Below are 19,840 nucleotides of genomic sequence, written 5' to 3'. Positions count from 1 at the left end.
GGGTGGGGGTGGGGGTGGCCCCCCGGTGGCCGGGGGGGGGGGGGGCGCCCCGGCGGCCCGGCCGCCGGCGCGGGCGCGGGGGGGGGGCCCCCCCCCCCCCCCCCACGGCGCGGGAACGGGAGCCGCGACCGCCATCGTCGATCACGGGTCCGGCTCACCGCGCCTCTCCCGTCGCTGTCCGGACCCACTCATCCCGGGGCGTCCAGGCAGTGGCGCCCGGGCCCGGCACCGCCGGACAGCACAGCGGCCCGGCACCCCGTGGGGGTACCGGGCCGCTGCCGGTGGTGCTGTCGTCAGCGCTGTGGCCTCACAGCGCCGTCAGCGGGTCAGCGCTGCGGGCCGATGCCGTTCTCGTTCAGACCCTGGATGATCCGGGCGGACTCGTCGAAGCCGATGACGACGATCGCGTCCGGGTTGAGGTCCACCATCTCCTGCACCTCGGTGTCGAAGTTGGCGGCGTTCGGGTCGTAGATGATGTTGACGACCTGGTCCTCGCTGAGGCCGCCCGAGAGCAGGTTGTTGCGGGTGTTCTCGGCGAGGCCGTTGCCGTAGGCGTCGTTACGGGCCAGGATCCCGACGGTGTTGTTGCCGTCAGCGGCGATCAGGTCGGCGAGGGCACGAGCCTGCAGGACGTCCGGCGGGGCGGTGCGGAAGTACAGGCCGTTGTCGTTGTAGGTCGTGAACTGGTCCGACGTGTTCGCCGGGCTGATCTGCATGACGCCCGCCGCGGTGATCCGGTCGATCACGTTGAGGCTGACGGTCGAGGACGCCGCACCGACGATCGCGTTGACGCCGGCCTGCAGCAGACGGTCGGCGGTCTGGGTGGCGGTGTCGGTCGTCGCGTCGCCCGAGTCACCCTCCTCGAGGCGGACCTCCTGGCCGAGGACGCCGCCGGCGGCGTTGATCTCCTGGACGGCGAGGCGGGCGCCCGCGACCTCCGGCGGGCCGAGGAAGGCGAGGTCACCGGTCAGCGGCAGCAGGGTGCCGATGACCAGCTGCTCGCCGGTCGTGCCGGCCGGCGCGTACGCCGGGCCCTCGTCGGTCGAGGCGTTGGCCTCGTCCCCGGCGATGACGTACTCCGTGGCGGAGTCGTCGAGCGCGTTGTCCTCGCCGAACTGCAGCAGAGCGAAGCTCGCCGCGGCCGGCTCACCGGCGTCGGTGAAGGCCAGCGGACCGGAGATGCCGTCGTAGTCGACGTTGCCGCCGTTGTTGATGATCTCCAGGCAGCCGGCGAAGTCGGTGCACTTGTCGCCGCCGGTGGTGATGCCGTTGACGTAGGCCTTGAAGACGTTGGCGTCGTTGGTGCCCGCTGCCTGTGCGGCCAGCGCGGTGAGGACCACCGCGTCGTAGGTCTCACCCGCGTAGTTGTAGTCCTGCAGGGCGGGGTCGACCTCGAGCAGACGGTCGGTGAACTCCGAGCCCAGGTCGGTGAGCGGCGTCGTGCCGCTCATCCCGGCGAGGGCGCCCTCCTCGGAGAAGTCCTCAGCGAGGGCGTTGCCCATGTTGCCGTCGGTGCCGTAGATGTTGACCTGCTTCTCACCGCTGCCCGCGGCGTCACCGCCGCCGCCGGAGTCCCCGCCGGTGTCCTCCTCGCCGCCACCGCAGGCGGTGAGGACGATGAGGGCGGCGGACATGACGGCGATGCTGCGGGCGTAGGTACGCGTGCGCATCCAGAAACTCCCAGTTGTCGTGCGTCGTGGCGGCGGGCCGGGCGCGGACGCACCGGCCCCGTCAGTCCGCAGAAGGTAACCGCTGCCACAGTGCGCGGAAGTGCACGAGCGGAGACCGTGACGAGGTCGTGACCTGCTCCGTTGCTCACGGCCCCCGCGTGTCACTCAGGAGGGTGCACCCTCCGCCGGTGTCGCGTCCGCGGCCAGGATGCGCTCGGCCAGTGCCTTCATCGACGTCCGCTCGTTCATCGCGCCGCGCTGGATGGAGCGGAAGGCCTCGGCCTCGGTCATCCCCTGCTCGGCCATCAGCCGGCCCTTCGCGCGCTCCACGACCTTGCGCGCCTCCAGCCGCTCCTCGAGCGTGCGCACCTCCCCGTCGAGGGCGGAGATCTCGGCGAACCGGGCGCGCGCGACCTCGATCGCCGGCACCAGGTCGTTCTTGGAGAACGGCTTGACCAGGTAGGCCATGGCGCCGGCGTCGCGGGCCCGCTCGACGAGCTCGCGCTGGCTGAACGCGGTCAGCACGATGACCGGCGCGATCCGGTCCGAGGCGATCTGCTCGGCGGCGGCCAGGCCGTCCAGCACGGGCATCTGGATGTCGAGGATGACCAGGTCGGGGGTCAGCTCGCGGGCCCGGTCGACGGCGGTCTGGCCGTCGCCGGCCTCGGCGACGACGACGTAGCCCTCCTCCTCGAGCATCTCCTTGAGGTCGAGGCGGATGAGGGCCTCGTCCTCGGCGATCAGGACCCGGGTCGGCTCGCTGCTCACGGGCGCAGAGCCTAGCGACGGGAACCGGGAGCAGCCGCCCGGTTACGCTGGCGGCGCCGTGATCCCGGTCGCGGTGGCCGGCCCCCGTACCCCAATCGGCAGAGGGAGCGGATTCAAAACCCGCGCAGTGTGCGTTCGAGTCGCACCGGGGGCACCAGTCAGGACGCGGTTGAGCGATTCACAACCCGCGCAGTGTGCGTTCGAGTCGCACCGGGGGCACCGTGATCGACAGTCGTCCTCCGGACGACCACCGCGGCCACGTGCCGTCCCCGAACCCTGCGGAGCCCTCCCCTGGTGTTCGTCGGGGACCCTCCGGGGCCCACTCGTCGCGGGCGACCCCTCCGGGGCCCGCTCGTCGCGGGCAATACGGTGGGCGCGTGAGCGAGCCCGTCCCCCACATGACCCCCGAGCAGTTCCGGCAGCACGGTCACGAGGTGGTCGACTGGATCGCCGACTACTGGTCGCGGCTGGAGTCGTTCCCCGTCCGCTCGCGGGTGGCGCCGGGTGACGTGCGCGCGGCCCTGCCGCCGTCGGCCCCCGAGCAGGGTGAGCCCTTCTCCGCCGTGCTGGCCGACCTGGAGGGCGTCGTCCTCCCCGGGGTCACCCACTGGCAGCACCCGGGCTTCCTCGCCTACTTCCCGGCCAACACCTCCGGCCCCTCCGTCCTCGGCGACCTGCTCTCGGCGGGCCTGGGCGTGCAGGGCATGTCCTGGGTGACCAGCCCGGCGGCCACCGAGCTCGAGCAGCACGTCCTGGACTGGCTGGCCGACCTGCTGGGCCTGCCCGGGACGTTCCGGTCCACCGGCACCGGCGGCGGCGTCGTCCAGGACTCCAGCTCCGGGGCCAACCTCGTCGCGCTGCTGGCCGCGCTGCACCGGGCCAGCGGCGGCGGCACCGTCCGGCACGGCGTGCGGCCCGACGAGTACACCGTCTACGTCTCCTCGGAGACCCACTCGTCGATGGAGAAGGCGGTGCGGATCGCCGGCCTCGGCAGCGACGCCGTCCGGATCGTCGAGGTCGACGGCGACCTCGGGATGCGCCCCGCCGCGCTCGCGGCCCGGCTGGAGCGGGACACGCAGCGCGGCTTCCGCCCGGTGCTGGTCTGCGCGACGGTCGGCACGACGTCGACCACCGCGGTCGACCCGCTCGCCGAGATCGGCCCGATCTGCCGCCGGTACGGCGCGTGGCTGCACGTCGACGCCGCCTACGCCGGGGTCAGCGCCCTCGCCCCGGAGCTGCGGCACCTGCAGGCCGGCGTCGAGGAGGCCGACAGCTACACCACCGACGCGCACAAGTGGCTGCTCACCGGCTTCGACGCGACGCTGTTCTGGGTCGCCGACCGGGCGGCGCTGACCGGGGCGCTGGGGATCCTCCCCGAGTACCTGCGCAACGCCGCCACCGAGGCCGGCGCGGTGGTCGACTACCGCGACTGGCAGATCGAGCTGGGCCGCCGGTTCCGCGCGCTCAAGCTGTGGGCGGTGCTGCGCTGGTACGGCGCCGAGGGGCTGCGGGCGCACGTCCGCTCCGGCGTCGCCCTGGCCCAGGAGCTGGCCGGCTGGGCCGAGGCCGACGACCGCTTCGACGTCGTCGTCCCGCACCCGCTGTCGCTGGTGTGCCTGCGGCCGCGGTGGCCCGCCGACGTCGACGCCGACGTCGCGACGATGACGCTGCTCGAGCGGCTCAACGACGGCGGCGAGGTGTTCCTGACCCACACCACCGTGCGCGGCCAGGTGGTGCTGCGGGTGGCCGTCGGGGCGCCGACGACGACGCGGGCGCACGTCGAGCGGGCGTGGGCGCTGCTGTGCGAGGGCCACGACTGGCTCGCCGACGACTTCGCCGAGGCCGCCGCCGAGCGGGCCCGCGCGGACGCCGAGCGCCGGGCCGAGGCCGAGCGCGCCGTCCAGGCCGAGCGCGAGGCCCAGCGCCTGGCGGCCCTGCGCGCGGTGGAGACGGCCGAGGAGGCCGACCAGGAGGCCGACCCCGCCGCCGTCACTCCCCCAGTGACCGGATGAGCCCCTCCTGGGCCACCGTGGCCACGTGGGTGCCGTCGGCGGCCCAGATGCTGCCGAAGCACAGCGCGCGGCCGGCGGTGGCCGCCGGGCTGTCGGTCTCGTAGAGGAACCACTCGTCGGCCTGCACCGGCGCGTGGAACCAGACGGCGTGGTCGAGGCTGGACCCGACGTAGCGGCCGCCCCACCCGCCGCCGACCCGCGCCAGCCCGGCCGAGAGCAGCGTCAGGTCGGTGGCGAAGGTCAGCGCGGCGGCGTGCACTCCGGCGTCGTCGGGCAGGCGCCCGGTCACCCGGAACCACGCGTGGGACTGGGTGAGCGGCGGTGTCTTCGGGTCGGGGGCGAACGGGTTGCCCAGCGGCCGCTGCTCCACCGCCCGGCTGATCTCCAGCGCCGGGGCGGCCAGGGCGCCGTGGCCCGCGGCGTGGTCGGCGAGGGAGAGCAGGTCCTCGGGGCCGGGCACGTCGGGCATCGGCCGGGCGTGCGTGACGACGGCGGCCTCCCCGGCGTGGAAGTCGGCGGTCAGCGCGAAGACGCCGACGTCCTCGCCGCGGCGCCGCTGGCAGGCGATGACCCGGCGGGTCGAGAACGACCGGCCGTCGCGGATCCGCTCGACGGTGTAGCGCAGTTCCTCGTTCGGGTCACCCGGCCGCAGGAAGTACGAGTGCAGCGAGTGCACCCCCCGGGCAGCCGGCACCGTGCGCACGGCGGCCATGAGCGCCTGCGCGGCGACCTGGCCGCCGAAGATCCGCTGCAGCCGGGTGCCCGGCGTCTGCCCCACGAACAGGTCGGGTGAGCGCTCCTCGAGGTCGAGGACGCCCATGAGGACGGCGGCCTGGGTCCCGCCGGAGCTCACGAGTCGGTGCCGACTTCGTGGACCCGGATGAGGTTGGTCGAGCCCACCGTGTTCGGCGGGCTGCCGGCGACGACGACCACCCGGTCGCCGACCCGCAGCCGCCCGATCGACAGCAGCGAGAAGTCGACCTGGTCGACCATGTCGTCGGTGTGCTCGACGGAGGGCACCAGGAAGGTCTCCACGCCCCAGGACAGCGCGAGTTGGCTGCGCACCCGGGCGTCGACGGTGAAGGCCAGCAGCGGCTGGCGGGGGTGCAGCGCGGCCAGCCGGCGGGCGGTCTCGCCGGTCTGGGTGAAGGTGGCCAGCGCCTTGACGTCGAGCGCCTCGCCGATGTCGCGGGCGGCGCGCACGATCGCCCCGGACCGGGACCGCGAGCGGCGGGTCAGCTCGGGCACCCACCGGTCGTCGCCCTCGACCGCGGCGATGATCCGCTCCATGGTGCGGACGGCGCCGACCGGGTAGCGGCCCACCGAGGTCTCCCCGGAGAGCATGACCGCGTCCGCGCCGTCCAGGACGGCGTTGGCGACGTCGGAGGCCTCCGCGCGGGTGGGCCGGGAGTTGACGATCATCGACTCGAGCATCTGGGTGGCCACGATGACCGGCTTGTTGCGCTCGCGGGCGGCCTGCACGGCGCGCTTCTGCACCAGCGGCACCTGCTCCAGCGCCAGCTCCACGCCGAGGTCGCCGCGGGCCACCATGATGCCGTCGAAGGCCTCGACGATGGCCTCCAGGTTCGCCACCGCCTCGGGCTTCTCCAGCTTGGCGATGACCGGCAGGTGCACGTCCTCCTGGCGCATGATGTCGCGCACCAGCTCGACGTCGGCCGGCGAGCGGACGAACGACAGCGCCACGAAGTCGACCGACAGGTGCAGGGCGAAGCGGAGGTCCTCCTCGTCCTTCTCCGACAGCGCCGGGACGCTCACGGCGACCCCGGGCAGCGACAGGCCCTTGTTGTTGGAGACCTCGCCGCCCTCGACGACCAGGCACCACACGTCGGGACCGTCGATGCCGACGACCGTCAGCGCGAGCTTGCCGTCGTCGACCAGCAGCCGGTCGCCGACGCGCGCGTCGTTGGCCAGCCCCTTGTAGGTGGTGGAGACCCGCTCGGCGGTGCCCTCGACCTCGTCGACGGTGATGCAGACCCGGCTGCCGGTGACCCAGGTGACCGGGCCGTCGGCGAAGGTGCCCAGGCGGATCTTGGGGCCCTGCAGGTCGGCGAGGACGGCGACGGCGTGCCCGGTGGCGTCCGACGCCTCGCGCACGCGCTGGTAGGCCACCTCGTGGTCGGCGTGCGACCCGTGGCTGAAGTTGAGCCGGGCGACGTCCATCCCGGACTCGACGAGGGCGGTGATCTGCTCCAGGGAGCTGGTGGCCGGACCCAGGGTGCAGACGATCTTCGCGCGGCGGGACATGCCGGAAACGCTAACGGTCGCTCCAGCGGCGTCCGGGCCGGGTCCCGCGGTGTCGCGGGACCCGGCCTGCGGAGCCGTCAGCGGAGGGCGACCGCGGTCGGGGTGACCGGCCGGGGCAGCATGGAGCTGCCGGTCAGCCACGCGTCCGCGGCGCCGGCGGCGGCGCGGCCCTCGGCGATCGCCCACACGATGAGCGACTGGCCGCGGCCGACGTCGCCGGCGACGAAGACGCCGGGCACGCTCGCCATGAACTCGTCGTCGCGGGCGACGTTGCCCCGGGCGTCCATCTCCAGGCCCAGGGTCTCCACCAGACCCTCGCGCTGGGCGCCGGTGAAGCCCATGGCCAGCAGCACCAGCTGGGCGGGCAGCTCGCGCTCGGTGCCCTCCACCTTCTGGAACCGGCCCTCGACCCGCTCGACCTCGTGCAACACCAGCGCGCGCACGCGGCCCTGGGCGGGGCCCTCCTCATGACCCAGGAAGCGCTCGGTGTTGACCGAGTACAGCCGCTCGCCGCCCTCCTCGTGCGCCGAGGAGACCCGCATGATCATCGGGTAGGTCGGCCAGGGGTTGCCCTCGGCCCGCTTCTCCGGCGGCGCCGGCATGATCTCCAGCTGGGTCACCGACCGGGCGCCCTGCCGGTGCGAGGTGCCCAGGCAGTCCGCGCCGGTGTCACCGCCGCCGATGATGACGACGTCCTTGCCCTTCGCGGAGATCGGCGGGTCGTCGAGCTCGCCGAGCGCCTGCCGGTTGCCGAAGGGCAGGAACTCCATGGCGAGGTGGATGCCCTCGAGCTCCCGGCCGGGCACGGGCAGGTCGCGGCCGACGGTGGCGCCCGCGGCGAGGACGACGGCGTCGTACTCGGCACGCAGCTGCTCGGCCGACAGGTCCCCCTCGCCGCTGCCGCCGACCTCGACGCCGGTGACGAAGCGGGTGCCCTCGGCGCGCATCTGGTCCAGCCGCCGGTCCAGGACGGACTTCTCCATCTTGAACTCGGGGATGCCGTAACGGAGCAGGCCGCCGATCCGGTCGGCGCGCTCGAAGACGGTGACGTCGTGCCCGGCCCGGGTGAGCTGCTGGGCGGCGGCCAGGCCGGCCGGGCCGGACCCGACGACGGCGACCGACTTACCAGTCCGCTCGGCCGGGGCCTGCGGCTCGACGTAGCCGCGCTCGAAGGCCTGGTCGATGATCTCCCACTCGATCTGCTTGATCGTCACCGGGGAGTCCTGCAGGTTGAGCACGCAGGCGCCCTCGCAGGGGGCGGGGCACAGCTTCCCGGTGAACTCCGGGAAGTTGTTGGTCGCGTGCAGCCGCTCGATGGCGTCGCGCCAGTCGTCGCGGCGGGCCAGGTCGTTCCACTCCGGGATCAGGTTGCCCAGCGGGCAGCCGTGGTGGCAGAACGGGATGCCGCAGTCCATGCACCGGGCGGCCTGCTGGCGCAGTGCCGCGACCGGGTAGACGCCGTCCTCGCCGTTCTGCCGGGAGAGGTAGACGTCCTTCCAGTCGAGGATGCGGACGTCCACCGGCCGCCTGGGCGGCAGGGCCCGCTCGTACTTCAGGAACCCCGTGGAGTCAGCCACGTGCGGCCTCCATCACTGCTCGGTCGACATCGGTCCCGGCGGCCTCGGCGGCGCGCCGGGCCTCGAGCGCGCGGCGGTAGTCGCGCGGCATGATCACGCTGAACTGCTCCGACCACCGGCCCCAGTCGGCCAGCAGCGCGGCGGCGACCGGCGACTCGGTAGCGGCGTGGTACCGGACCAGGACGTCGCGCAGCCACTGCGAGGACTCGCCGTCGAGCGGCTCGACGTCGACCATCTCGGGGTTGACCCGGTGGCGGGCGAGGTCGAGGACGTAGCCCACCCCGCCGGACATGCCGGCCGCGACGTTGCGCCCGGTGGGCCCGAGGACCACCGCGCGCCCGCCGGTCATGTACTCCAGCGCGTGGTCGCCGGCGCCCTCGACGACGGCCAGCGCGCCGGAGTTGCGCACGCAGAACCGCTCGCCGACGCGCCCGCGCAGGAAGATCTCGCCGGAGGTCGCGCCGTAGCCGATGACGTTGCCGGCGATGACGTTGTCCTCGGCGGCGAAGGGGGCCTCGCGGGCCGGGCGGACCACGATCCGCCCGCCGGAGAGGCCCTTGCCGACGTAGTCGTTGGCGTCGCCGAACAGCCGCATGGTGACCCCGCGCGGCAGGAACGCGCCGAAGGACTGGCCGGCCGACCCGGTGAAGGTCAGGTCGATGGTGTCGTCGGGCAGGCCCTCGCCGCCGAAGCGGCGGGTGACCATCGAGCCGAGCATCGTGCCGACGGTGCGGTTGACGTTGCGCACCGGCAGCTCGAGGCGCACCGGGCGGGCGTCGAGCAGCGCGCCCTCGCACAGCTGGACCAGCGTCTGGTCGAGGGCGACGTCGAGCCCGTGGTCCTGCGGGCGGACCGCCCGCCGCGGCGTGCCCTCGGGCAGCTCGGGCAGGGCCAGCATCCGCGACAGGTCCAGCCCGCGGGCCTTCCAGTGGTCGACCGCCTGCCGGGTGTCGAGCAGCTCGACGTGGCCGACCGCCTCGTCGACCGAGCGGAAGCCGAGCTCGGCGAGGTACCCGCGCACCTGCTCGGCGAGGAACTCGAAGAAGGTGACCACGAACTCCGGCCGCCCGGTGAACCGCTTGCGCAGCTCCGGGTTCTGCGTGGCGACGCCGACCGGGCAGGTGTCGAGGTGGCAGACCCGCATCATGATGCAGCCCGACACGACCAGCGGGGCGGTGGCGAAGCCGTACTCCTCGGCACCGAGCAGCATCGCGACGACGACGTCGCGGCCGGTCTTCATCTGCCCGTCGACCTGCACCACGATCCGGTCGCGCAGGCCGTTGGCCAGCAGCGTCTGCTGCGTCTCGGCCAGGCCCAGCTCCCACGGCGAGCCGGCGTGCTTGAGCGAGGTCAGCGGCGCGGCACCGGTACCGCCGTCGTGCCCGGAGATGAGCACGACGTCGGCGTGGGCCTTGCTGACCCCGGCCGCGACCGTCCCGACGCCGACCTCGGCGACCAGCTTGACGTTGACCCGCGCCTGGTCGTTGGCGTTCTTCAGGTCGTGGATCAGCTGCTTGAGGTCCTCGATCGAGTAGATGTCGTGGTGCGGCGGCGGGCTGATCAGGCCGACGCCGGGGGTCGAGTGCCGGGTGCGGGCCACCCACGGGTAGACCTTGCCGCCGGGCAGCTGGCCGCCCTCGCCGGGCTTGGCGCCCTGCGCCATCTTGATCTGGATGTCGTCGGAGTTGACCAGGTACTCGCTGGTCACGCCGAAGCGGCCGCTGGCCACCTGCTTGATCGCCGAGCGGCGCAGGTCGCCGTTGGGGTCGGGCACGTACCGGTCGGGGTCCTCGCCCCCCTCGCCGGTGTTGGACCGCCCGCCCAGGCGGTTCATCGCGATGGCGAGGGTCTCGTGCGCCTCCTGCGAGATGGAGCCGTAGCTCATCGCGCCGGTCTGGAACCGCTTGACGATCTCGCTCGCCGGCTCGACCTCCTCGATCGGCACCGGCGGGCGCACGCCCTTCCGGATGGAGAACAGGCCGCGCAGGGTGGCCGCGTCCTCCGACAGCTGGTCGACCGTCTGCGTGTACCGCTCGAAGACCTCGTACTGCCGCGAGCGGGTGGAGTGCTGGAGGAGGAACACCGTCTCGGGGTTGAACAGGTGCACCTCGCCCTCGCGGCGCCACTGGTACTCCCCGCCGGTCTCCAGCCGGCGGTGCGCCCGCTCGGTCGGGTTCTCCGGGTAGGCCCGCCGGTGCCGCATGGCGACCTCCTCGGCGAGCACGTCCATGCCGACGCCGCCGAGGGGGCACGACGTGCCGGTGAAGTACTCGTCGACGACGTCCTGCGACAGGCCGACCGCCTCGAAGATCTGCGCCATCGTGTACGAGCCGACGGTGCTGATGCCCATCTTGCTCATCACCTTGAGCACGCCCTTGCCCAGCGCCTTGACGACGTTGCGCACGGCCTGCGCGGGCTGGACGCCGGTGAGGGCGCCGTCGCGGATGAGGTCCTCGATGGACTCGAACGCCAGATAGGGGTTGACCGCCGCAGCGCCGTAGCCGAGCAGCAGCGCCACGTGGTGCACCTCGCGGCAGTCGCCGGACTCGACGACCAGGCCGACCTCCATGCGGGTCCGCTCGCGCACCAGGTGGTGGTGGACGGCGGCGGTCATCAGCAGCGACGGGATGGGGGCGCGGCGCTCGTCGCAGTCGCGGTCGGAGAGCACGATGATCCGGGCGCCGGCGGAGATCGCCTTGCTGACCTTGGTCCGCAGCTGCTCGATCGCCTCGACCAGCGCGGGGCCGCCGCCGGTGACGTCGTAGTGGCCGGTGATCCGCACGGCGGCGAAGCCGGGCAGGTCGCCGTCGTCGTCGATGTGCAGGATCTTGGCCAGCTCGTCGTTGTCGATGACCGGGTAGGGCAGGTACACCTGCCGGCAGGAGGCCGCGGTGGCCGACAGCAGGTTCTGCTCGGGGCCGAAGGTGCGGCCCAGGCTGGTCACCAGCTCCTCGCGGATGGCGTCCAGCGGCGGGTTGGTCACCTGGGCGAACAGCTGCCCGAAGTAGTCGTAGAGCTGCCGGGAGCGGTCCGACAGCGCCGCGATCGGGGTGTCGGTACCCATCGAGCCGATCGGCTCGGCACCGCTGGCGGCCATCGGGGTGAGCAGGAGGCGCAGCTCCTCCTCGGTGTAGCCGAACAGCTGCTGGCGGCGGACGACCGACTCGTGGCTGGGCCGCGCGCGCCGCCGCTCGGGCAGCGAGGGCAGGTGCACCAGCCCGGCGTGCAGCCAGTCCTCGTAGGGGTGCTCGGTGGCGAGGGCGCCCTTGACCTCCTCGTCGGAGACCAGCTGCCCGGAGGCGGTGTCGACGAGGAACATCCGGCCCGGCTGCAGCCGGCCCTTGGCGACGACGTCGCCGGGTGGGATGTCGAGCACGCCGGCCTCGCTGGCCAGGACGACGAGGTCGTCCCGGGTGCGCCACCAGCGGCCCGGGCGCAGGCCGTTGCGGTCGAGGACGGCGCCGATCAGCGTCCCGTCGGTGAACGCGACGCAGGCCGGCCCGTCCCAGGGCTCCATGATCGAGGAGTGGAACCGGTAGAAGGCCCGGCGGGCCGGGTCCATCTCGTCGTGGTTCTCCCACGCCTCCGGGATCATCATCAGCACCGCGTGCGGCAGCGAGCGGCCCGACAGGTGCAGCAGCTCGAGCACCTCGTCGAAGGTGGCCGAGTCGCTGAAGTCGCTCGCGGTCACCGGGAAGACGCGCTCCAGGCCGAGCTCGGCGGCCGGGCCCGCGGGACCGTCGAACAGCTCGGTCTCGAGCTTGGCCTCGCGGGCGCGCATCCGGTTCCGGTTGCCCTTGATCGTGTTGATCTCGCCGTTGTGGGCGATGAACCGGAACGGGTGGGCCAGCGGCCAGCTCGGGAAGGTGTTCGTGGAGAACCGGCTGTGCACCAGCGCGATCGCCGACTCGTAGCGCTCGTCGCGCAGGTCGGGGAAGAACGCGGGCAGCTGGTCGGTGGTGAGCATGCCCTTGTAGGTGAGGGTGCGCGAGGACAGCGAGACCACGTACAGCGAGCTGCCCGCCTCGCGGGCCTCCCGCTCGGCCCGCTTGCGCAGCACGAAGGAGCGCCGCTCCAGCCGGGTGACGCCGTTCGGGGCCACCGTGCCGCCGAAGGCGGAGGCGTCTGCGCGGGCGCCCATCGTCTCGGCGACGAACAGCTGGGCGAAGTGCGGCATGACCGCCCGGGCGGTGGGACCGAGGTCGGCGCCGTCGGGGTCGACGGGCACGTCGCGCCAGCCGAGGACGGTCAGGCCCTCCTCGGTCGCGATCCGCGCGACGTCGGCCTGGCGGGCGGCCCGCTCGCCGGCGTCGAGGGGCAGGAAGGCGATGCCGACCGAGTACTCCCCCAGCGGCGGCAGGTCGAAGTCGACGACGGCCCGCAGCAGCGCGTCGGGCACCTGGGTCAGGATGCCCGCGCCGTCCCCGGAGTTCGGCTCGGAGCCGGCGGCGCCGCGGTGGTCGAGGTTGTGCAGCGCGGTCAGGCCGGCGGCCACGATCGCGCGGGACCGGCGGCCGCGGGCGTCGGCCACGAAGGCGACACCGCAGGCGTCCGAGTCGTTGGCCGGGTCGTAGAGACCGGTGGCCGGCGGGGTGGCCGAGAACGGCACGGCCGGGCCGGCGGTGGTGCGGGGGGCGGGGGTGCGGGACCCGGACATGGTCACTCCCGTCGTCGGCTACCGCGCCGGCCTCGTGGCGAGGACGGCGCGGGGGCACGGCCGGTGGTCAGGGGGGCGGAGAGCAGCCGAGGGCTGCGGTGAGCCGGCGTCCGGCGGACACGGTGTGCCCGGACCGGCTGAGCTCGCGGCCCCGCGGATGGTGCCGCGGGGTCGTCGTCCGCGGGGCAGCGCTGGCCCGGTTCCGACACGTGGGACGACCCAGGATCACTGGGAGTCTGCACAGGAGGGTACACAGCCGTAACGCGGCGCTCACGCGTCCGGAGGGTGTCCGGCGCGCGTCCGGTCAGGGTGCCCCCGGCGTGCCGGAGGGGCGGTCCCCCGACCGCCGGGCACCGGGCGCGTCGGTGCCGGTGGGGGCCTCGCCGACGTCGTCCGCGCTCTCGTCCCGGGCGTCGTCCCCGGCGTCGGCGGCGTCCCCGGCGTCGGTGTTCCCTGCCCGGTCGAGGACCTCCCGCGGCCGGCCGCGCTGCCAGACCATGTAGGCGACGGCGAGCAGGCCGACCACGATGCAGGTGACCACGTTGAGCCGGACGCCGAGGACCCGGTTGGCGTCGTCGATGCGCAGGATCTCGATCCACAGCCGGCCGGCGCAGTACAGCGCGACGTAGAGGGCGAACGCCCGGCCGTGGGAGAGCCGGAAGCGGCGGTCGGCCCACACGACGACGGCGGCCGCGGCGAGGTTCCACAGCAGCTCGTAGAGGAACGTCGGGTGGAACGTGGCGAACGCCTCGTAGCCGTCGGGCCGGTGGACCGGGTCGATCTCCAGCGCCCACGGCAGCGTCGTCGGCCGGCCGAAGAGCTCCTGGTTGAACCAGTTGCCGAGGCGGCCGATGGCCTGGGCGACCAGCAGGCCCGGGGCGGCGGCGTCGGCGAAGGCCGGCAGCGGGATGCCGCGGCGGCGGCAGGCGATCCACGCGCCGACGCCGCCGAGGGCGATCGCGCCCCAGATGCCGAGGCCGCCCTCCCAGACGGCGAACGCCCGAAGCGGGTCGCCGCCCTCGCCGAAGTAGGGCTGGGGCGTGGTGAGCACGTGGTAGAGCCGGCCCCCGAGGATCCCGAAGGGCACCGCCCAGATGGCGATGTCGAGGACCTCCCCGGGCCGCCCGCCGCGGGCCACCCAGCGCCGCTCGGCGATCCAGCAGGCGGCGACGATGCCGGCGATGATGCACAGCGCGTAGGCCCGCAGCGGGAGCGGGCCGAGGTACCAGGTCCCCCGCGCGGGGCTGGGGATCGCCGCGAGGACGCTCACGAGGGCACCCCGGCGCGCCGGCGGACGCCCTCGGCCAGCTCGGCCGAGAGGGCCCGGACCCCCTCCGCGCCGCGCCCGTCGAGCATCTCGCGGACGTAGGCCGAGCCCACGATGACGCCGTCGGCGAAGCCGGCCACCTCGGCGGCCTGGTCACCGTTGGACACACCGAGCCCGACGCAGATCGGCAGGTCCCCGGCCACCGGGCGGGTGCGGGCGACCAGTTCGCCGGCGGCCGTGCTGACCGTTGCCCGGGTGCCCGTGACCCCCATGGTGGAGGCGGCGTAGACGAAGCCCCGGGACGCCGCGACCGTGGCGGCCAGCCGGGCGTCGGTGGACGACGGGGCGACCAGGAAGACCCGGTCGAGGCCGGTGCGGTCGGTGGCGGCCAGCCAGGGCCCCGCCTCGTCGGGGATGAGGTCGGGCGTGATCGCCCCCGCCCCCCCGGCGGCGGCCAGGTTGTCGGCGAACCGGTCGACGCCGTAGCGCTCGATGGGGTTCCAGTAGCTCATCACCACGGGCACCCCGCCGGCCGCGGCGACCGCCCGCACGGCCGGCAGCACGTGGCGCAGCCCGACGCCCGCCCGGACGGCCACGTCCATGGCCTCCTGGATGACCGGGCCCTCCATGCCGGGGTCGGAGTACGGGACCCCGACCTCGAGGGCGTCCGCGCCCCCCTCGACGGCTGCGACCATCGCCTCGATCGAGGTGTCGACGTCGGGGTACCCCACCGGCAGGTAGGCGATCAGCGCGGCGCGGCCCTCGGCCCGGGCGGCGGCGATGCGGTCGGCGAGCAGGCTCATGCCGACTCCCCCGCGTCCCGGCCGGGGACGGCCTGGTCGTTGCTGACCGCGCCCTCGGTGGGCCGCTGGTCGGTGTCCATGCCGGCGCCGGGCTCGACGTGCTCGCGGTCGCCGAGGCCGAACCAGCGCGACGCCGTCTCCACGTCCTTGTCGCCGCGGCCGGAGAGGTTCACCAGCAGCAGCGCGTCCGGCCCCAGCTCCCGGCCGAGGACGAGCGCCCCGGCCAGGGCGTGCGCGGACTCGATCGCCGGGATGATGCCCTCGGTGCGGCACAGCAGCGCGAAGGCCTCCATCGCCTCGGCGTCGGTGACCGGGCGGTACTCGGCGCGGCCGATGTCGTGGAGGAAGCTGTGCTCGGGGCCCACGCCCGGGTAGTCCAGGCCGGCGCTGATCGAGTGCGACTCGATCGTCTGCCCGTTGTCGTCCTGCAGCAGGTAGGAGCGGGCGCCGTGCAGCACGCCGGGCGAGCCGCCGGTGATGGTGGCCGCGTGCCGGCCGGTGTCGACGCCGTCGCCGCCGGCCTCCAGCCCGAGCAGGCGGACCCCCTCGTCGGGGACGAACGCGGTGAAGATGCCGATCGCGTTGGACCCGCCGCCCACGCAGGCCAGCACGGCGTCGGGCAGCCGGCCCTCCCGCTCGAGCACCTGCGCCCGGGCCTCGTCGCCGATGACGCGCTGGAAGTCGCGGACCATCGCCGGGAACGGGTGAGGGCCGGCGACGGTGCCGAAGACGTAGTTGGTGGTCTCGACGTTGGTCACCCAGTCGCGGAACGCCTCGTTGATGGCGTCCTTGAGGGTGCGCGAGCCGGTGGTCACCGGCACGACCTCGGCGCCGAGCAGCCGCATGCGAGCGACGTTGAGCGCCTGGCGGCGGGTGTCCTCCTCGCCCATGTAGACCGTGCAGGACAGCCCCATGAGCGCCGCGGCCGTGGCGGTGGCGACGCCGTGCTGGCCGGCGCCGGTCTCGGCGATGACCCGCTGCTTGCCGATCCGCCTGGTGAGCAGCGCCTGGCCCAGCACGTTGTTGATCTTGTGCGAGCCGGTGTGGTTGAGGTCCTCGCGCTTGAGCAGGACCCGAGCGCCGCCGGCGTGCTCGGCGAACCGGGGCACCTCCGTGATCGGGCTGGGCCGGCCGGTGTAGTCGCGCTGGAGGGCGGCGAACTCGGCGAGGAAGGCCGGGTCGACGCGCATCGTCTCGTAGGCCTCGGTCAGCTCGTCGAGCGCGGCGATCAGCGCCTCGGGCACGAAGCGGCCACCGAAGACGCCGAAGTGACCCGTGGGATCCGGCCAGGACGGACGCGCCGGGGCGAGTCGGTCCTCGGGCGGGTGCACGGCGCTGCTGGTCATGCGCCCAGCCTAAGGACCTCGCTGCCCCCCGCCCCTCGCAGGCTCGCGGCGGGACCCTGCAGCGAGGCCGGGGTCTAGCGGGTCGTGCGCGGCACGGCCGGGTGCGAGCCGGCGGTGACCAGGTCGGCGACCGCCTGGCGGGCGTCGCCGGCGGTGACCAGGCCCTCGCCGACCAGCACGGCGTCGGCTCCGGCCGCGGCGTAGGCGATGAGCTCGCGCGGGCCGCGCACGCCGGACTCGGCGACCTTGACCACGCCCGAGGGCAGCCCGGGCGCGATCCGCTCGAAGGTGCCCAGGTCGATCTCGAGGGTGGTGAGGTCGCGGGCGTTGACGCCGATCACCGAGGCGCCGGCGGACAGCGCGCGGTCGGCCTCGGCCTCGGTGTGCACCTCGACCAGCGCCGTCATGCCGAGGGACTCGACCCGCTCGAGCAGCCCGAGCAGCGCGTTCTGCTCGAGCGCGGCGACGATGAGCAGGACGACGTCGGCGCCGTGGGCCCGGGCCTCGTGCACCTGGTAGCTGCTGACGACGAAGTCCTTGCACAGCACCGGCACGTCGACGGCGGCGCGGACCGCGGCCAGGTCGGCGTGCGAGCCGCCGAAGCGGCGCCGCTCGGTGAGCACGCTGATCACCCGGGCGCCGCCTGCGGCGTACTGCCGGGCGAGCACCGCGGGGTCGGGGATGTCCGCGAGCGCGCCCTTGCTGGGGCTGCGCCGCTTGACCTCGGCAATGACGCCCACGCCGGGCTCGCGCAGCGCGGCGAGCGCGTCGAGCGCGGGGCGGGCGTCGCGGGCGGCGGCCTTCACCTCGGCCAGGGGGGTGGCCGCCTCGCGCGCCGCGACGTCCTCGCGGACGCCGGCGACGATGTCGTCGAGGACGGTCACACCGCCTCCTCGCTGCTGGTCGTCGGGGGTCCCGGCCCCCGCCGGAACGGTCGTCACACCCTAGCGATGACGGCCCGGCGGGCCGGGCGCCGGGTCGTCGGCCGGGTGGTCGGCCGGGTCGTCGGTCGGGTCGTCGCCGCGGTCGAGCGCGCGCCAGGCGTCGAGCGCCCGGTCCTCGTCGGTGCGGGCCGGGGCCGGAGCAGGGACGGCCGTGCCCGGCGCGCGCTCGTAGCGTCGCCCCATCGCGGGCCAGCGCCGTCCGCGGGCGAGGACCAGCCCGCCGGCGGCGAGCGCGACGGCCGCGGCGACCAGGCACAGCACCGGCCAGGCCGCGGCCAGGTCGGCGGTGCGCCGCTCCCCCGGTGCCGCCGTCCCCGTGTCCGCGGCGCCGGTGAGCACCCGCAGGCCCGACCAGGCCAGCGCCGCCCCGGCGAGGACGACGAGCGCGCCGACGGCGGCCCGGGCCGCGCCCCGCACGGCGAGGACGGCGACCCCCGCGGCGAGGAGCAGCAGGCCGGCGGCGGGGACCAGCGGCGCGAGCGCGGCGCCGGTCAGCGCCTCGGTGACCGGCGGCAGCGGCGGGCGGCGGGTGACGGTGACCGTGGACCAGGTCTGCCCGCCGGCCGACAGCGCCAGCGCCCCGGCGAGCGCGCAGCCGGCCAGCGCCGTCCCGAGCTCCCGCCGCGGGTTCACCGCACCTCCCGCATGCCCTCCGCGGTCGCGATCGCCGACAGCACCGCCCGGGCCTTGTGCCGGGTCTCGGCCTCCTCGGTCGCGGGGTCGCTGTCGGCGACGATGCCGGCGCCGGCCTGCACGTAGGCCCGGCCCTGGTGCAGCACGGCGGTGCGGATGGCGATGGCCATGTCCATGTCGCCGCTCGCGTCGACGTAGCCCACGGTGCCGGCGTAGAGCGCGCGCCGGGTGGGCTCCAGCGACTCGATGATCTCCATGGCCCGCGGCTTGGGGGCGCCGGAGACGGTGCCGGCCGGGAAGGTCGCGTCGAAGACGTCGAGCGCGTCGCGGTCGGGGCTGACCTGGCCGGAGACGGTCGAGACCAGGTGCATGACGTGGCTGTAGTACTCGACGCGCATGAAGTCGGGCACCTCGACCGTGCCCGGGACGCACACCCGGCCGAGGTCGTTGCGGGCCAGGTCGACGAGCATGACGTGCTCGGCGCGCTCCTTGGGGTCGGCCAGCAGGCCCTCGGCCAGCCGCAGGTCCTCCTCCTCGGTGGCCCCGCGCGGGCGGGTGCCGGCCGGCGGGTGGACGACCGCCTGGTCGCCGGTGACGGTCACCAGCGCCTCGGGTGAGGAGCCGACGACGTCGAAGGGCGTCTCCCGGCCGGCGAAGCGCAGCAGGTACATGTACGGCGAGGGGTTGGTCGCCCGCAGCACCCGGTAGAGGTCGAGCGCGTCGACGTCGGTGTCGGTCTCGAACCGCTGGGCCAGCACCACCTGGAAGGCGTCGCCGGCGCGGATGTGCTCGCGGACGGCCTCCACCCCGGCCTCGTACTCCCCCGGCGCCATGGTGCTGCGCACCGGGGGCGGCCCGGCGGGGGTGAAGGTGGCCACGCCCGGCGGCACGGCCTTGGTGAGGTCGGCGGCCATCGCGTCGAGGCGGGCGACGGCGTCGTCCCAGGCCGCCGCGGGGTCGTCCGCGGTCTGCCGGAAGGCGTCGGCGATGAGCAGCACCGTGCCGTCGGTGTGGTCGAGCACGGCCAGGTCGGTGACCAGCGTCAGCGCCAGCTCGGGCATGCCGAGGTCGTCGGTGGCGGTGGCGGGCAGCCGCTCCAGGCGCCGGACCACGTCGTAGCCGAGGTACCCGACCAGCCCGCCGGTGAGCCGGGGCAGGTCGGGGCTGCGCGGCGAGCGCAGTCGCCGGGCCAGCGTGCGCGCGGCGGCCAGCGGGTCCTCGGGCAGGTCGTCGGTGAGGCCGGGCAGCCGGTCGCCGAGCCAGAGGGTGCGCCCGTCGCGCTCGGTGAGCACACCGGCGCTGCGCACGCCGACGAAGCTGTACCGCGACCACCGCTTGCCCTGCTCGGCGGACTCCAGCAGCACCGTGCCCGGCCGGTTGCCCGCGAGCTTGCGGTAGACCCCGACCGCCGTCTCGCCGTCGGCCAGCAGCCGCCGGGTGACCGGCACGACCGGCTGGTCGGCGGCGAGGAAGTCCTCGCGGGACGGGGTGGTCTCACCGAGCCGCACGGGTCACCTCCAGGTCGCGGGAGAAGCAGGAGCGCGTGCCGGTGTGGCAGGCCGGGCCCTCCTGGTCGACGAGCACCAGCAGCGCGTCGCCGTCGCAGTCCAGCCGCACGTCGCGGACCCACTGCCGGTGCCCGGAGGTCTCGCCCTTGACCCAGTGCTCCCGGCGGCTGCGCGACCAGTAGGTGGCGCGGCCGGTGGTCAGCGTGCGGCGCAGCGCCTCGTCGTCCATCCAGGCGAGCATGAGCACCTCACCGGTGTCGTGCTGCTGGACGACGGCGGCCACCAGCCCGGCGGGGTCACGGCGCAGCAGCGCGGCGACGGCGGGGTCGAGGGCGGAGTCGACGGCGGGCATGCCGGCGATTCTCCCCCGCCCGCGGGACGGGCCGGGTC

At 74.6% G+C, this 19,840-nt stretch carries 14 protein-coding genes and 1 tRNA gene; 2 read left to right on the top strand and 13 right to left on the bottom strand.

Features of this window, described 5'->3' with window-relative positions:
- Positions 1-326: 326 nt before the first annotated feature.
- A complete protein-coding gene (locus ACI79O_RS10710; RefSeq protein ID WP_456888065.1) occupies positions 327-1,670 on the bottom strand; it encodes an ABC transporter substrate-binding protein in 1,344 nt (447 codons plus the stop codon).
- Between the two features lie 165 nt (positions 1,671-1,835).
- Positions 1,836-2,438, bottom strand: coding sequence for an ANTAR domain-containing response regulator (locus tag ACI79O_RS10705; protein WP_456888063.1), 603 nt, complete (start codon positions 2,436-2,438; stop codon positions 1,836-1,838).
- An 80-nt stretch (positions 2,439-2,518) separates the two neighbouring features.
- On the opposite strand from ACI79O_RS10705, the gene ACI79O_RS10700 reads away from it, so the two are divergent.
- Both ACI79O_RS10700 and ACI79O_RS10695 read left to right on the top strand, forming a co-directional pair.
- Positions 2,519-2,595: transfer RNA gene (locus tag ACI79O_RS10700), tRNA-Leu, on the top strand.
- A 220-nt stretch (positions 2,596-2,815) separates the two neighbouring features.
- Positions 2,816-4,450 (top strand): aminotransferase class V-fold PLP-dependent enzyme, encoded by a 1,635-nt coding sequence (locus tag ACI79O_RS10695; RefSeq protein ID WP_456914100.1) that lies wholly within the window; start codon positions 2,816-2,818, stop codon positions 4,448-4,450.
- Here ACI79O_RS10695 and ACI79O_RS10690 read toward each other — a convergent pair.
- The 11 genes from ACI79O_RS10690 to hisI all read right to left on the bottom strand — a co-directional run bounded on the left by ACI79O_RS10690 (position 4,428) and on the right by hisI (position 19,802).
- A complete protein-coding gene (locus tag ACI79O_RS10690; protein WP_456914099.1) occupies positions 4,428-5,303 on the bottom strand; it encodes an acyl-CoA thioesterase in 876 nt (291 codons plus the stop codon). The two genes, ACI79O_RS10695 and ACI79O_RS10690, sit on opposite strands and share 23 nt — an antisense overlap.
- Entirely contained in the window at positions 5,300-6,715 is a 1,416-nt protein-coding gene (gene pyk, locus ACI79O_RS10685; protein WP_456888057.1) for a pyruvate kinase, read from the bottom strand. The genes ACI79O_RS10690 and pyk overlap by 4 nt, the downstream gene beginning before the upstream one ends.
- A gap of 77 nt (positions 6,716-6,792) precedes the next feature.
- On the bottom strand, positions 6,793-8,292 hold the full coding sequence (locus ACI79O_RS10680) for a glutamate synthase subunit beta (RefSeq protein ID WP_456914098.1): 1,500 nt from the start codon (positions 8,290-8,292) through the stop codon (positions 6,793-6,795).
- Entirely contained in the window at positions 8,285-12,949 is a 4,665-nt protein-coding gene (gene gltB / locus ACI79O_RS10675) for a glutamate synthase large subunit (RefSeq protein WP_456888053.1), read from the bottom strand. Before gltB ends, ACI79O_RS10680 begins: the two co-directional genes overlap by 8 nt.
- Before the next feature lie 304 nt (positions 12,950-13,253).
- Positions 13,254-14,219, bottom strand: coding sequence for a prolipoprotein diacylglyceryl transferase (lgt, locus tag ACI79O_RS10670; RefSeq protein WP_456914097.1), 966 nt, complete (start codon positions 14,217-14,219; stop codon positions 13,254-13,256).
- Entirely contained in the window at positions 14,216-15,019 is an 804-nt protein-coding gene (gene trpA, locus ACI79O_RS10665) for a tryptophan synthase subunit alpha (RefSeq protein ID WP_456914096.1), read from the bottom strand. Before trpA ends, lgt begins: the two co-directional genes overlap by 4 nt.
- Positions 15,016-16,365 (bottom strand): tryptophan synthase subunit beta, encoded by a 1,350-nt coding sequence (gene trpB / locus ACI79O_RS10660; RefSeq protein ID WP_456914095.1) that lies wholly within the window; start codon positions 16,363-16,365, stop codon positions 15,016-15,018. The genes trpA and trpB overlap by 4 nt, the downstream gene beginning before the upstream one ends.
- A 74-nt stretch (positions 16,366-16,439) precedes the next feature.
- Positions 16,440-17,249, bottom strand: coding sequence for an indole-3-glycerol phosphate synthase TrpC (gene trpC, locus ACI79O_RS10655; RefSeq protein ID WP_456876021.1), 810 nt, complete (start codon positions 17,247-17,249; stop codon positions 16,440-16,442).
- Between the two features lie 60 nt (positions 17,250-17,309).
- Positions 17,310-17,942 (bottom strand): Trp biosynthesis-associated membrane protein, encoded by a 633-nt coding sequence (locus tag ACI79O_RS10650; RefSeq protein WP_456914094.1) that lies wholly within the window; start codon positions 17,940-17,942, stop codon positions 17,310-17,312.
- Positions 17,939-19,450, bottom strand: a complete 1,512-nt coding sequence (locus ACI79O_RS10645; RefSeq protein ID WP_456888043.1) for an anthranilate synthase component I — start codon at positions 19,448-19,450, stop codon at positions 17,939-17,941. Before ACI79O_RS10645 ends, ACI79O_RS10650 begins: the two co-directional genes overlap by 4 nt.
- The gene (gene hisI / locus ACI79O_RS10640; protein WP_456876024.1) at positions 19,437-19,802 is read right to left on the bottom strand and encodes a phosphoribosyl-AMP cyclohydrolase; all 366 of its coding nucleotides are present in this window, start codon (positions 19,800-19,802) and stop codon (positions 19,437-19,439) included. The genes ACI79O_RS10645 and hisI overlap by 14 nt, the downstream gene beginning before the upstream one ends.
- Positions 19,803-19,840: the final 38 nt, after the last annotated feature.

The organism is Geodermatophilus sp. SYSU D00696 (genome assembly GCF_054050235.1).
The sequence above is the reverse complement of the archived record's forward strand: the minus strand, read 5'-3'. Positions and strand labels throughout refer to the sequence as shown.

Excerpts from the sequence above, each read along its gene's own strand:
- pyk (WP_456888057.1), bottom strand. The coding sequence starts at position 6,715 with ATGTCCCGCCGCGCGAAGATCGTCTGCACCCTGGGTCCGGCCACCAGC.
- ACI79O_RS10710 (WP_456888065.1), bottom strand. The coding sequence starts at position 1,670 with ATGCGCACGCGTACCTACGCCCGCAGCATCGCCGTCATGTCCGCCGCC.
- hisI (WP_456876024.1), bottom strand. The coding sequence starts at position 19,802 with ATGCCCGCCGTCGACTCCGCCCTCGACCCCGCCGTCGCCGCGCTGCTG.
- trpB (WP_456914095.1), bottom strand. The coding sequence starts at position 16,365 with ATGACCAGCAGCGCCGTGCACCCGCCCGAGGACCGACTCGCCCCGGCG.
- gltB (WP_456888053.1), bottom strand. The coding sequence starts at position 12,949 with ATGTCCGGGTCCCGCACCCCCGCCCCCCGCACCACCGCCGGCCCGGCC.
- trpA (WP_456914096.1), bottom strand. The coding sequence starts at position 15,019 with ATGAGCCTGCTCGCCGACCGCATCGCCGCCGCCCGGGCCGAGGGCCGC.